16 protein-coding genes are annotated in these 12,392 nt (G+C 73.7%); 14 read left to right on the forward strand and 2 right to left on the reverse strand.

What is annotated here, in order from left to right; genetic code table 11:
• Positions 1-23: 23 nt before the first annotated feature.
• From ACZ6O5_RS12185 to ACZ6O5_RS12210, 6 genes are all read left to right on the forward strand, one after another.
• Complete coding sequence (locus ACZ6O5_RS12185; RefSeq protein WP_465976556.1) at positions 24-656, forward strand: FtsB family cell division protein; 633 nt, start codon at positions 24-26, stop codon at positions 654-656.
• A gap of 22 nt (positions 657-678) precedes the next feature.
• Positions 679-1,236: a DUF501 domain-containing protein gene (locus tag ACZ6O5_RS12190; protein WP_465976558.1), complete on the forward strand. Its 558-nt coding sequence runs from the start codon at positions 679-681 to the stop codon at positions 1,234-1,236.
• A 1-nt stretch (position 1,237) separates the two neighbouring features.
• Positions 1,238-1,750 (forward strand): amino-acid N-acetyltransferase, encoded by a 513-nt coding sequence (locus ACZ6O5_RS12195; RefSeq protein ID WP_465976560.1) that lies wholly within the window; start codon positions 1,238-1,240, stop codon positions 1,748-1,750.
• Positions 1,751-1,793: 43 nt separating this feature from the next.
• A complete protein-coding gene (locus ACZ6O5_RS12200) occupies positions 1,794-2,723 on the forward strand; it encodes a Ppx/GppA phosphatase family protein (RefSeq protein ID WP_465976721.1) in 930 nt (309 codons plus the stop codon).
• A gap of 247 nt (positions 2,724-2,970) precedes the next feature.
• Complete coding sequence (locus ACZ6O5_RS12205; RefSeq protein ID WP_465976562.1) at positions 2,971-3,303, forward strand: PadR family transcriptional regulator; 333 nt, start codon at positions 2,971-2,973, stop codon at positions 3,301-3,303.
• A complete protein-coding gene (locus ACZ6O5_RS12210; protein ID WP_465976564.1) occupies positions 3,300-4,322 on the forward strand; it encodes an HAAS signaling domain-containing protein in 1,023 nt (340 codons plus the stop codon). Before ACZ6O5_RS12205 ends, ACZ6O5_RS12210 begins: the two co-directional genes overlap by 4 nt.
• 51 nt (positions 4,323-4,373) lie before the next feature.
• Here the strand turns inward: ACZ6O5_RS12210 and ACZ6O5_RS12215 are convergent, their stop codons facing one another.
• Both ACZ6O5_RS12215 and ACZ6O5_RS12220 read right to left on the reverse strand, forming a co-directional pair.
• On the reverse strand, positions 4,374-4,691 hold the full coding sequence (locus ACZ6O5_RS12215; RefSeq protein WP_396773106.1) for a helix-turn-helix domain-containing protein: 318 nt from the start codon (positions 4,689-4,691) through the stop codon (positions 4,374-4,376).
• Positions 4,688-5,053, reverse strand: a complete 366-nt coding sequence (locus ACZ6O5_RS12220) for a type II toxin-antitoxin system RelE/ParE family toxin (RefSeq protein WP_465976566.1) — start codon at positions 5,051-5,053, stop codon at positions 4,688-4,690. The genes ACZ6O5_RS12215 and ACZ6O5_RS12220 overlap by 4 nt, the downstream gene beginning before the upstream one ends.
• A 165-nt stretch (positions 5,054-5,218) precedes the next feature.
• Here ACZ6O5_RS12220 and ACZ6O5_RS12225 point away from each other — a divergent pair, with 165 nt between their 5' ends.
• The 8 genes from ACZ6O5_RS12225 (at position 5,219) to ACZ6O5_RS12260 (ending at position 12,338) form a co-directional block, all read left to right on the forward strand.
• Positions 5,219-5,905, forward strand: coding sequence for a dienelactone hydrolase family protein (locus ACZ6O5_RS12225; RefSeq protein WP_465976568.1), 687 nt, complete (start codon positions 5,219-5,221; stop codon positions 5,903-5,905).
• A gap of 19 nt (positions 5,906-5,924) precedes the next feature.
• Positions 5,925-6,638, forward strand: a complete 714-nt coding sequence (locus tag ACZ6O5_RS12230) for a uracil-DNA glycosylase (RefSeq protein WP_465976723.1) — start codon at positions 5,925-5,927, stop codon at positions 6,636-6,638.
• Positions 6,639-6,660: 22 nt separating this feature from the next.
• Positions 6,661-7,395 carry a DUF4129 domain-containing protein gene (locus ACZ6O5_RS12235; protein ID WP_465976570.1) on the forward strand — a complete coding sequence of 245 codons (735 nt, stop codon included), beginning with the start codon at positions 6,661-6,663 and terminating at the stop codon, positions 7,393-7,395.
• The gene (locus ACZ6O5_RS12240) at positions 7,392-7,976 is read left to right on the forward strand and encodes a hypothetical protein (protein WP_465976572.1); all 585 of its coding nucleotides are present in this window, start codon (positions 7,392-7,394) and stop codon (positions 7,974-7,976) included. The genes ACZ6O5_RS12235 and ACZ6O5_RS12240 overlap by 4 nt, the downstream gene beginning before the upstream one ends.
• Positions 7,976-8,971: an AAA family ATPase gene (locus tag ACZ6O5_RS12245; protein WP_405092448.1), complete on the forward strand. Its 996-nt coding sequence runs from the start codon at positions 7,976-7,978 to the stop codon at positions 8,969-8,971. Before ACZ6O5_RS12240 ends, ACZ6O5_RS12245 begins: the two co-directional genes overlap by 1 nt.
• Positions 8,971-10,335 carry a DUF58 domain-containing protein gene (locus ACZ6O5_RS12250; RefSeq protein ID WP_465976574.1) on the forward strand — a complete coding sequence of 455 codons (1,365 nt, stop codon included), beginning with the start codon at positions 8,971-8,973 and terminating at the stop codon, positions 10,333-10,335. Before ACZ6O5_RS12245 ends, ACZ6O5_RS12250 begins: the two co-directional genes overlap by 1 nt.
• A 5-nt stretch (positions 10,336-10,340) precedes the next feature.
• Entirely contained in the window at positions 10,341-10,904 is a 564-nt protein-coding gene (locus ACZ6O5_RS12255; protein ID WP_465976725.1) for a hypothetical protein, read from the forward strand.
• A gap of 102 nt (positions 10,905-11,006) precedes the next feature.
• Positions 11,007-12,338 (forward strand): NAD(P)/FAD-dependent oxidoreductase, encoded by a 1,332-nt coding sequence (locus ACZ6O5_RS12260; protein ID WP_465976576.1) that lies wholly within the window; start codon positions 11,007-11,009, stop codon positions 12,336-12,338.
• Positions 12,339-12,392: the final 54 nt, after the last annotated feature.

Consider the following 12,392-nt stretch of genomic DNA (forward strand, 5'->3'; position numbering starts at 1 on the left):
CGCTCCGGGGGAGGGGTGTGACGATGCAGCAGCGCCGCACACCGGGTGGCCAGCGGCCCGCCCGTCGGCCGGGTCAGGCCGGCCGGGCGGGCGGGGGCCGAACCCGGTCCACGGCCCGCGACGGCGTCCGCGCGGAGGCGCGCGCCGCCGGTCGGTCACCCGGCGCGTCCCGCGTCACCGAGGGCGTACGCTCCGCGAACCGTCCGGGCGCGGCCCGGCGTACCGCGGCCGGCGGCACGGTCAAGCGGCTCACCGCACCCCAACCCCGGCGCTTCACCGGGCGCGCCACCGTGCTGTTCGCGGTGCTGATCGCGCTCGCCCTGGCGTACACCTATCCGGTCCGGGTCTACCTGGACCAGCAGACCGACATCGAGCGGATGGAGGCGTCCCAGGCGGCGCAGCGGGCGGAGATCGACCGGCTCACCGCCGAGGCGGCCAAGTGGAAGGACCCGGAGTACGTCAAGACGCAGGCCCGGGAACGGTTCTTCATGGGCAAGCCGGGGGAGACGCTGCTGGTGGTGCTCTCCGACCCGGACGGGGCCGCCAAGGACGCCGGCAGGGGCGCGAAGCCGGGGGCGCCGAGACCGCCCGACCCCTGGTACGACACGCTGTGGTCGAGCGTGCAGGCGGCGAACGCCGAGCGCCCCGACAAGTGAGCTACCTCGAAAGGCGCAACCCGTGAGCGTCGTACCACCGCAGGAGCCGGCGGCGGACTCCGTACCCCCGCCGGAACGCCGACCGGCCACCGAGGCCGACCTGGCCGTGGTCGCCGCGCAGCTCGGACGCCCGCCGCGCGGCACCCGGGCGGTGGCCCACCGGTGCCCGTGCGGCCTGCCCGACGTGGTGGAGACGACGCCCCGGCTGGCCGACGGCACGCCGTTCCCGACGCTGTTCTACCTGACCTGCCCGCGGGCCACCGCGGCGTGCAGCCGGCTGGAGTCGGCCGGGCTGATGAAGGAGATGGCCGACCGGCTCGCCGAGGACCCGGAGCTGGCCGCCCGTTACCGGGCCGCGCACGAGGACTACCTGGCCCGCCGCGACGCGATCGGCGAGGTGCCGGAGATCGCCGGCATCTCGGCCGGCGGGATGCCCGGGCGGGTGAAGTGCCTGCACGTGCATCTCGGCCACGCGTTGGCCGCCGGCCCCGGGGTGAACCCGTTCGGCGACGAGACGCTGGCGCTGGTGGAGAAGTGGTGGGCCGCCGGCCCCTGCGTGGACGTGCCCGCCGGGGAGTGAGATGACCACCGTCGACCAGGTCACTGTCCGCCGGGCCCGCACCGCCGACGTGCGCGGCATCCGCCGGCTGGTGGACACGTACACCGACGACCGGCGGCTGCTCAGCAAGGCCACCGTGACGCTCTACGAGGACGTGCAGGAGTTCCGGGTGGCGGTGACGCCGGACGGCACGGTGGTCGGCTGCGGCGCGCTGCACGTCATGTGGGAGGACCTGGCCGAGATCCGTACGGTCGCGGTCGACCCGTCCTGCCGGGGGCACCGGATCGGCCACCGGATCGTCGGTGAGCTGATCGACGCGGCCCGCGAGCTGGGCATCGCCCGGATCTTCGTGCTCACGTTCGAGACCGGCTTCTTCGGCGGGTTCGGCTTCTACGAGATCGACGGCGCCCCGGTGCCGCAGTTGGTCTACGAGCAGCTCCTGCGCTCCTACGACGAGGGTGTGGCCGAGTTCCTCGACCTGGAACGGGTCAAACCCAACACCCTGGGCAACACCCGCATGCTGCTGCGCCTCTGAGTCGCCCCCGGGCTGCCGTAGGGTGGGCGCCGTGAGCGTGCGCGTGGGGGCCATCGACTGCGGGACCAACTCGATCCGACTGCTGATCGCGGACCTGCCGGATCCCTCCGCCGGGGCGGCGGCGCCGCTGACCGACGTCAGCCGGCGGATGGAGATCGTGCGGCTGGGGCAGGGCGTCGACCGGACGGGCACGCTGGCGCCCGAGGCGATCGAGCGGACCCGGGTGGCGCTCGCCGACTACGCGGCGGAGATCGAGAAGACCGGCGTCGAGCGGGTGCGCATGTGCGCCACCTCGGCGTCGCGCGACGCCTCCAACGCCGACGACTTCCGCGCAATGGTCGAGCGGACGCTCGGCGTACCGCCGGAGGTGGTGACCGGCGACGAGGAGGCCCGGCTGTCGTTCACCGGCGCGGTGCGCGGGCTGCCCGCCGACGCCGAACCGCCGTACCTGGTGGTCGACATCGGCGGTGGCTCGACCGAGTTCGTGGTCGGCACCCGCGCCGACGGCGTGCGCGGGGCGATCTCGGTGGACATCGGCTGCGTCCGGATGACCGAGCGGCACCTGCCCGGCGATCCGCCCACGCCGGCCGAGATCGCCGCCGCCGAGGCGGACATCGCGGCGGCGGTGGACCGGGCGCTGGCCGCCGTCCCCGGCCGGGAGGCCGCCACGCTGGTCGGGCTCGCCGGTTCGGTCACCACCGTGGTCGCCCTGGCCGAAGGGCTCCGGGAGTACGACCCGAGCCGCATCCACCACGCCCGGGTCCCGTACGCGCGGGTCGCCGAGGTGACCGCCTACCTGCTCGGCGCCACCCGGGAACAGCGGCTGGCGGAGCCGGTGATGCACCCCGGCCGGGCGGACGTGATCGGCGCCGGCGCGCTGGTGCTACGCGTGATCATGGAGCGGGCCGGCATGTCCTCGGTGGTCGCCTCGGAGCACGACATCCTCGACGGCATCGCCTGGAGCCTCGCCTAGCCCCCCGCCTCCCGCCCCCGCCCTCCCGGCCGCCCGCCCTCCCGCCCCCGCCCTCCCGGCCGCCCGCCCTCCCGCCCCCGCCCTCCCGGCCGCCCGCCCTCCGCTTCGTTGATCAAGGAGTTCGCGTCGGCGTTCGCGGCGAGTCCCGACGCAAACTCCTTGATCAACGAAGCGGGAGGGGGAGGGGGAGGGGGAGAGGGGGTGTCGTTGTTGACGGTACTGTGCATTGCGCACTAGTGTGCGGAGCGTGGATACGACGCAGCTTCTCAAGGGTGTCCTCGACCTGGCGGTGCTCGCCGTGCTCAGGGACTCCGACGGCTACGGCTACGACATCCTGCGGCGGCTGCGTGAGGCCGGCCTCACCGAGGTCGGCGACGCCTCGGTCTACGGCACGTTGCGCCGGCTCTTCAGCGCCGGCCTGCTCACCACCTACGTGGTGCCCAGCGAGTCCGGACCGCACCGCAAGTACTACGCGTTGAACGCCGCCGGGCGGGACCAGCTCACCCGCTCCGGCAAGACCTGGCGCTCGTTCGCCGCCACCATGGACGCACTGCTCGACGATCGGGGGATGGCGGCATGACCGTCACTGGGCAGGAGATCACGGACTACGTCGACCGGGTGCGGGCCGCGCTCGCCGACCTGCCGCCGACGCTCCGCGACGAGTTGACCGAGGACCTTCCGGAGCACCTCGCCGAGGTGGCCGCCGAGGGCGACGGCACGCTCGTCGACCGGCTCGGCGCACCGGAGGCGTACGCGGCCGAGCTGCGCGCCGCCGCCGGCGCCGGGGAGGGGCAGCGACCGGCGCGCTTCCACCGCCTGGCCGAGGTGCGGGAGCAGGCGGTCACTCAGTTGCGCCTGATGGACAGCCAGCTCGGCCCGTTGCTCGGGCACGAGACGGTCACCGACTTCCTGCGCCCGCTGCGACCGGCCTGGTGGCTGGTACGCGGCTGGCTGGCCGCCCTGCTCCTGGCGGCAATGGTGGACGGTGATTCCGGCCTGGTGCCCCGGGTGAACGGGAACAGCTCCGCCGGGTTGCTGCTGCTCCTGGGCGCGATCGTCGTGTCGATGTGGTGGGGTCGCCGCTCCGCCGGGATCACCGGGTGGCGTCGGCAACTGCACCAGATCGCCACCGCCGCGTTGCTGTTGTTCTCCTTCGCCGTGCTGGCCGAGGTGGACCAGCGCGCCGACACCGACGTCTACAGCAGCTACGAGCAGACGTCGGTCGACCACCGGTACGACCGGATCGAGGACGTCTTCGTCTACGACCAGCAGGGTCGGCTCATCCGCGACGCCCAGCTCTTCGACCAGAACGGCGTGCCGATCCGGCTCGGCCTGCCGAACTGCCTGGACTCGTCCGGCGCGGTGCCCGCGCCCCGCAACGCCTATCCGTACTGTCCGGAGCTGGCCCCGTTCGGCGCACCGGCCGTGACGCCGGCACCCGCCGCCCCGCCCACGGCCACCGACACGGCCTCGCCCACGGCTTCCGGCACGCCCGAGCCGACCGCGAGCGCGACGCCGGGATCGGCGGCTACGGCCCTGCCGACCGCGTCTGCCACCGGCGCGACCGCGGAATCTGGAGCGCCGGCTCCGGCCAACTGATCTGTCGCCGTCGTCCTCACCGCCGCCCGGGTGGCGGTGAGGACGACCGGCTCAGGCGATGGCGGCGATGTCGCCGTCGTCGAAGTAGATTGCCTGGTGCAGTCGGCCGCCCAGCGCGGCGGCGAACCGGGCAACCACCTCCTGGCCGGAGATCTTTCCCTGCTCGATCTGGGAGACCCGCCCCTTCGTGACGCCCATGCGGTCCGCCACCTGTTGCTGGGTCAGTCCTCGGGCGCGACGCACCTCGGCGAGCCGGTGACCGATAACCTCGGCGAGGAGTTGCTGCTTGCCCGCCTCGACTGCCTCTTCGCCGCCGGCTCGGGTGACGTGAGCGGTGCGGATGTCCTGCCACCGGGTGTAGTCGCTCATGCCCTCCCCTCCTCCTCTCGTGCCCGATCCTTGAGATAGAGCTCGTAACGGTGCTCGGCCGTCGGAATGGCCTCCTGGTACCACCTGTTCCACTGGCCCGACTTGTCGCCGGCGACCAGAAGGATGCTCGAACGCCATGGATCGAACGCAAAGAGGATACGTACGCTTCCCGGTCGGAGCTCCTTCAAGTTGGCCATGGACGAACCGTGGATGGTGTCGACGAGCGGTCGCCCGAGCCCTGGACCGACTTCCGCGAGTAAGTCGATCGCCTGGATGACCCGGGCATGGAGGTGTTGATCCAAGGTGTCGATCCATTGCCTCACCTCGTCGACGAGGTAGACGTCCCACTCACCAGCCACCACGCGGCGAGTTTAGCAATCGCTAAACCCCCTTGGCGGTTCAAACAGGAGGTGAATGCCACTGTTCTTCCGTCTTCCCCGGGCCGGTGACGGCGTGGCACGCTACCGGCACGTAACAGCCAACTGTGCGACCAGCCAACGGTGACTGACCGCTAGGAGGACGGGCCCATGGGCGAGATGGTGAGCTTCACCGGCAACGGGGGGACGAGCGAGGGGTATCTCGCGATACCCTCCGGCGGTGCGGCCAGCCCGGCGGTCATCGTCATCCAGGACTGGTGGGGCCTGGTGCCCCACGTCCGGGCCGTGGTCGACCGCTTCGCCGAGGCCGGTTTCGTCGCCCTCGCGCCCGACTTCCGGCACGGCGGTCCCGCCGTCAAGCCGACCGAGCCCCGGCAGATGCTGAACAGCAGCCAGATGGACGAGGCGGCCACCGACATCTCGGCCGCCGCCGAATACCTGGCGAGCCGCCCCGAGGTGGCCGGCAAGGTGGGCTGCGCCGGGTTCTGCGCGGGCGCCAGCCTCGCCCTGTGGGCCGGTACGACCTCCGAGCGGATCGTCGCCACCACCGCGTTCTACCCGCGCCTGCCCTGGGAGGGCATGGTCGCCGACTGGTCCGGCTACGCCGGCAAAGCCGCGCTCGTCCACTGTTCCGAGGCGGACGGTCTCTCCGCCGCCGACGGGGTGCAGGGCGTACGCCGGTCCATCGAGGCCGCCGGCGGCACCTGCCAGACGTTCGACTACCCGGGCACCGCGCACGCGTTCTTCAACGAGGACCGGCCGGAGCAGTTCGACCAGCGGGCCGCCGCCACCGCCTGGGCCCGCACCCTGGAACTGTTCCGGGCGAAGCTTGGCTGAGTCGCGTACCCCGGGGGAGGTGGTCGCCCGCGCGGCGCGGGCGACCGACCTGACCGACCTCGACGGCGCGGTCAGTGACTGCTTCGCCTGCCCGCGGCTGGTGGCGTGGCGCGAGGAGGTGGCCCGGGTCAAGCGGGCCGCGTTCCGCGACCAGGACTACTGGGGGCGGCCGGTGCCGGGGCTCGGGCCGCCGGACGCGCGGATCGCGATCCTCGGCCTGGCGCCCGCCGCGCACGGCGGCAACCGCACCGGCCGGCTCTTCACCGGGGACCGCTCCGGTGACGTGCTCTTCGCCGCGCTGCACCGGGCCGGGCTGGCCAACCAGCCGACGAGCGTCGCCGCCGACGACGGCCTGACGCTCCGGGAGACCCGCATCTTCTCGGCGGTGCGCTGCGCCCCGCCGGACAACAAGCCCACCCCGGCCGAGCGGGACACCTGCGCGCCGTGGGTGCACCGCGAGGTCGAACTGATCCGCCCCACGCTGCGCGTGGTGGTCGCGCTGGGCGCGTTCGCCTGGGCCGCGTGGTGGCCGGTGCTCCGCCAGGTGTACGGACAGCGCCCGCCCACACCGCGACCCGTGTTCGGTCATGGGGCACACTGGTCCGGCGAGTCCGTGCCGGCGTTGCTCGGCTGCTATCACGTCAGCCAGCAGAACACGTTCACCGGCCGGCTCACGCCGGCGATGTTGGACGACGTGTTCACCCAGGCCAAGCAACTGTCCGGGGTGGACTGAGGAACACACCTGAGGCGGGGGAATGGACTTCGGCGTGCTGCGCAGGTGGTGGCCGGTCGCGGCGGTCGCGGTGCTGCTCGCGGTCGCCGCCTTCGCCGCCGGCCACTCCGCGATCGGGGCCAGCCGGATCCCGCCCGTGGACAACGTCCCGTACGTCCCGGACTATCCGTCCGAGGCGCCGCCGTCGATCCCGGTCGAACCCCGGGAGGCGGGCGTGCCCTCCGAGGGTGGGGTGCCCGACTGGCTGGGCACCGCCGCGGTGGCGCTGCTCCTCACGATCGTGCTGGTCGTCGTCGGCTACCTGCTCTGGAGCGTGCTCCGCGGCGCGCTGCGCCGGACCACCCGCGCGGTGCCGGTGCGGCGCACCCGGCGTACCGCCGAGGGGACCGCCCGCGAGGTGGTGGCCGCCCTGGACGCCGGGCTGGAGGAGTTGGACGACCGCGCCACCGACCCGCGTACCGCGGTGATCGCCTGCTGGGTCCGGCTGGAGGAGGCCGCCGAGGACACCGGGGTGCCCCGGAGGACCGGCGACACACCCACCGACCTGGTCAGCCGGCTGCTGCGCGGCGACCCCGAGGCGGGCACCCCGGCGATCGCCAGCGCCGACGTGCTGGACGGGTTCGCGCACGTCTACCGGGAGGCCCGCTACGCCACCCACCCGGTCGACGAACGCACCCGCGACCAGGCCCGGGCGGCGCTGCGCCGGCTGCGCGGCGAGCTGACCGGGGTGGCGGCGGGGGAGGTCGGCGCTCCGTGAGCACCAGCATCGACGACCTGCTCGGCTCCGGTGAGGAGCCCACCGGCTCCGCCGCCGAACGACCGGCGGGCGGCCGGGCCCGGTGGTTGCTGCGGATCGTGCTGGTCACCGCCGCCGCCGTCGTGGTGATCGTGGTCGGTCTCCGCGCGGTCGGCCTGCGGGTGCCGCTCTGGATCATCGTGGCGGGTGTGCTCGCGGTGCTCGCCGTGCGCCGGGTCACCGCCGCGCTCTCGCCCCCGCCGCCGCCGCGCGCCGGGCTGCGGTCCTCCGGCGGCGAGGAGTCCGGCACCTGGAACTGGTCCGCCCGGGACGCGCTGCGGACCGCCATCAACGGCTGGGAACGACCGCTCGACTGGTGCACCGACAACCGGGAGCGGTTCACCGAGCGGGTGCTGCCCCGCCTCGGCGAGCTGGCCGACGAGCGGCTGCGCCAGCGGCACGGCGTCACCCGCGAGTCCGACCCGCCGCGCGCCCGCGCCCTGCTGGGCGAGCCGCTGTGGACGTTCCTCGGCACCCCCGCCCGCCGCCCCCCGACGCCGCGCGACCTCGCGGCGATCGTCGCCGAACTGGAGAAGATCTGATGAACGAGGACCGGAGCATGCCTCCCGCCGAGGTGGGCCGGCTCGCCCGGACCGTCCTGGACGCGGTCGGCACCGTCGTGGTCGGCAAGCGCGAGGCGCTGGAGCTGGTGCTGGCCGGCATCCTGGCCGGCGGCCACGTGCTGCTGGAGGACCTGCCCGGCCTGGGCAAGACGCTCACCGCGCGGTGCTTCGCACAGGCGCTCGGGCTGGACTTCCGCCGGCTCCAGTTCACCCCGGACCTGCTTCCCGCCGACGTCACCGGCTCGTTCCTGTACGACCAGAGCAGCGGCGACTTCTCGTTCCGGGCCGGGCCGCTCTTCACCAACCTGCTGCTCGCCGACGAGATCAACCGGACGCCGCCGAAGACCCAGTCGGCGCTGCTGGAGGCGATGCAGGAGAAGCAGGTCTCGGTGGAGGGCGTGACCTACCGGCTGGACGAGCCGTTCCACGTGCTGGCCACCGCCAACCCGATCGAGTACGAGGGCACCTACCCGCTGCCCGAGGCGCAACTCGACCGGTTCCTGCTGCGCGTCTCGTTCGGCTACCCGAACCACGACGAGGAGTGGGACGTGCTGCGCCGCCGCATCGCCCGGCGGCGCGAGGAGGCCGAGATCACGCCGGTGGTGGACGCCGCCACGCTGCGCGCCATGCAGGCCGCGCTGGAGGACGTGGTGGTCGAGGACTCGATCGGCCGGTACATCGTGGCGCTCACCGCGGCCACCCGCGAGCACCCGTCCGTGCTGGTCGGCGCGTCGCCGCGCGGCTCGCTGGCGTTGCTGTTGCTGTCCCGGGTGCGGGCCGTGCTCGCCAACCGGGACTACGTGGTGCCGGAGGACGTCAAGGCGGTGGCGGCGCCCGCGCTGGCGCACCGCATCACGCTGCGTCCGGAGATGTGGTTGCGCCGGGTCGACCCGGCGTTCGTGGTCGGCGAGGTGCTCGAGTCGACGCCCGCCCCGGCCAGCGGCGCGCTGCCCAGCTACGCCGCCGGGCGCTGATGGACGAGCGGGCCGAGCCGGCGAACGGCTGGGCGCCCACCTGGGCGCTCGGCCGGGCCGTGCTGCTCACCGGCGTGCTGCTCGTCGCGGCCGTGCTGCTCGGCCGGATCGACCTGGTGGTGCTGGCCACGCCGTTCGCGCTGGGCACCGCGTACGGGTTGCGCCGCCGCCCGGCCACCCAGCCCGAGCTGGAGCTGAGCGTCGCGGACACGCACCTGGTCGAAGGGTCGCCGATGGCCACCACGGTGGCGGTGGCCAACCCGGACCTGATCGGCTACGACCTGGCGGTGGTCCGGACCCGGATGTCGCCCTGGCTGCGGGTGGAGAAGGTCGGCTTCGGCGGTGCGGAGCTGGACGTGAGCCGCTCCGGCGGCGCGGACCGGCCGTTCGTCACGTCGGTGCCCCGGGGCAGCGCCGTCGACCTGGAGCTGACCGGCACCGCGCTGCGGTGGGGCCGGCACCCGTTCGGCCCGGCCGGCGTCCGGGTCGCCGCCGCCGACGGGCTGCTGGTCTCCCGGGCGGTGATCACCGCCCCGATCCGCGCCCGGGTCTACCCGCGCACCGAGCCGTTCGACGCGGTCGAGGCGATGCCCCGGGCCGCCGGGCTGGTCGGCGCGCACCGGTCACGGCGGCCGGGGGAGGGCGGCGAACTGGCCGGCGTACGCGTCTTCGCGCCCGGGGACCGGCTGCGCCGCATCGACTGGCGGGTGTCGCTGCGGGCCCGCCAACTGCACGTCGCGGCCACCCTCTCCGACCGGGACGCCGAGGTGGTGGTGCTGCTGGACGTGCTCGCCGAGGCGGGCCGCTCCGGCGGCGTACGCGGGCCGGCGTCGGTGCTCGACACCACGGTCCGGGCCGCCGCCGCGATCGCCGAGCACTACCTGCACCGGGGTGACCGGGTGGCGCTGCTGGAGTACGGTCCGGCCGCCCGGCGACTGCGTCCGGCGACCGGGCGCCGGCAGTACCTGACCGTGCTGGAGTGGCTGCTCGACGTGCACGCCGAGTCGTCCCCGCACGAGCCGTACGACCAGGTTTTCGGCCCGCAGGTGCTCTCCTCGGACGCGCTGGTGGTGGTGCTCACCCCGCTGCTGGACGAGCGCTCGGCGCAGATGCTGGCCCGGCTGGCCCGGGGCGGGCGGTTCGTGGTGGCGGTGGACACGCTGCCGGCGGAGCTGCCGGTGCCGAAGGATCGGGGCTGGGCCGAGGTGGCGTACCGGCTGTGGCGGCTGGACCGGGACACGATGATCGGGCAGCTTCGCGAGCACGGCGTGCCGGTGGTGCGCTGGGCCGGCGCGGGCAGCCTGGACGAGGTGCTGCGCGACGTGTCCCGCCTGGCCATGGCGCCGAGGGTGGGGCTGCGGTGAGTGACCTGGCGGGCGGGCTCGTGGAACGGGTGCGGGCGGTGCGGTACAAGGTGGCCCGGGTCAGCCCGCTGCCGCTGCTGGTGCGCGTCGGCATCTTCCTGGTCGTGTTCGCGGGCTTCCTGCTGGCGTACCCGGTGCAGATGCTGGCCCCGCGGTCGCTGCTGGCCCTGGCGGTGGCCGCGGTGCTGCCGGCGGTCGCGCCGCGCCGGCTCTGGCCGACGTTCGCCGCGCTGGTGACGGTCGGCGGCTGGCTGCTGGCCATGCTCGGCTACGACCGGCCGCCGGCGCTGTGGCGGCTGCTCGCCGTGGCGACGCTGCTCTACCTGGCGCACACGCTCTGCGCGCTGGCCGCGCTGCTGCCCTACGACGGGTTGCTCGACCCGGACCTGGTGCTGCGGTGGCTGGCCCGGGCCGGTGGCGTGGTGCTGGGCAGCGCCGTGCTCGGCGTCGTGCTGGCCTGGCTCGGTGGGGTCGGCGGGACCGACGGGACGCAGGTGGCGACCGTGGTGGGACTGCTGGTCGCGGTGGGGCTGAGCGCGTTGCTGGGGTGGCTGCTGCGTCGCAGATGACGGGACGCGGCGGGACGTTGCGCAGGTCACACGGGTTGTGCTCCGTCACAGAAGGGGGTCTCGCGCGGTATTACCGGAGCCGCCCGGGGAAAGATGGATGACGTGAATCCGAAGCGGATCCTTGTCGTGGGTGCCGGGCACGTCGGCCTGTACGCCGCTCTGCGTCTGTCGAAGAAGCTGAGCTCGCGTGAGGCCGAGGTGGTCGTCGTCGACCCGCAGCCCCACATGACGTACCAGCCGTTCCTCCCGGAGGCTTCGGCCGGCAACATCTCCCCGCGGCACGCTGTGGTGCCGCTGCGGCGGGAGTTGCGCAAGTGCACGGTGGTGGCCGGCACGGTCACCCGGATCGACCACGACCGCAAGACCGCCGTGGTGCAGCCGATCAGCGGCCCGACCCGGGAGATCCCGTACGACCACGTGGTGGTCGCCCCCGGCTCGGTCTCCCGCACCCTGCCGATCCCGGGCCTGCACGAGAACGGCATCGGGTTCAAGACCATCGGCGAGGCCATCTTCCTGCGCAACCACGTGCTGGACCGGCTGGACGTGGCGGCCGCCACGACCGACCCGGAGGTCCGTCGTCGCGCGTTGACGTTCACGTTCGTGGGCGGCGGTTACGCCGGCATCGAGGCGCTCGCCGAGATGGAGGACATGGCCCGCGACGCGCTGCGCTACTACCCGGAGCTGAAGCCGGAGGAGATGCGCTGGGTGCTGGTCGAGGCGACCCAGCGGGTGCTGCCCGAGGTCGATCGGGACATGGGCGCCTACACGGTGCAGCAGCTCCTGAAGCGGAACATGGACATCCGGCTGGACACCCGACTGGAGTCCTGCGTCGACGGGGTGGTCAAGCTCTCCGACGGTGACAGCTTCCCGTCCGACACCATCGTGTGGACGGCCGGCGTGAAGCCGTCGCCGATGCTGGACGCCACCGACCTCCCGCGCGACGAGCGTCGCCGGGTGACCTGTCGGCCGACGCTCCAGGTCGTGGATGGCGACCGGGTCGTCGAGGGCGCGTGGAGCGCCGGTGACTGCGCCGCCGTGCCGGACCTGACCAAGGAGCCGGGCAACTTCTGCTCGCCCAGCGCGCAGCACGCGGTGCGGCAGGCCGCCCGGATGGCCGACAACATCGTCAACGTGGTCCGCGGGCGCGAACCGGTCGACTACAAGCACAAGCACGTCGGCAGCGTGGCCAGCCTCGGCCTGCACAAGGGCGTGGCGCAGGTCTACGGCGTGAAGATGACCGGCTGGCCGGCGTGGTTCATGCACCGGACGTACCACATGTCGCGGATCCCGTCGTTCAACCGCAAGGTCCGGGTGGTGGTGGACTGGTCGCTGGCGTTCTTCCTCAAGCGTGAGGTGGTCGCGTTGGGTCAGCTCCACGACCCGCGTGAGGAGTTCGCCGAGGCGTCCGCCCCGCCGGTCGGCGCGCGCGTCTGACGTTCGTCCCGAAGGGCCCTTCCCGCACGGGAGGGGCCCTTCGTCGTACCCGGG

It is taken from the genome of Micromonospora sp. NPDC049201 (assembly GCF_055586805.1).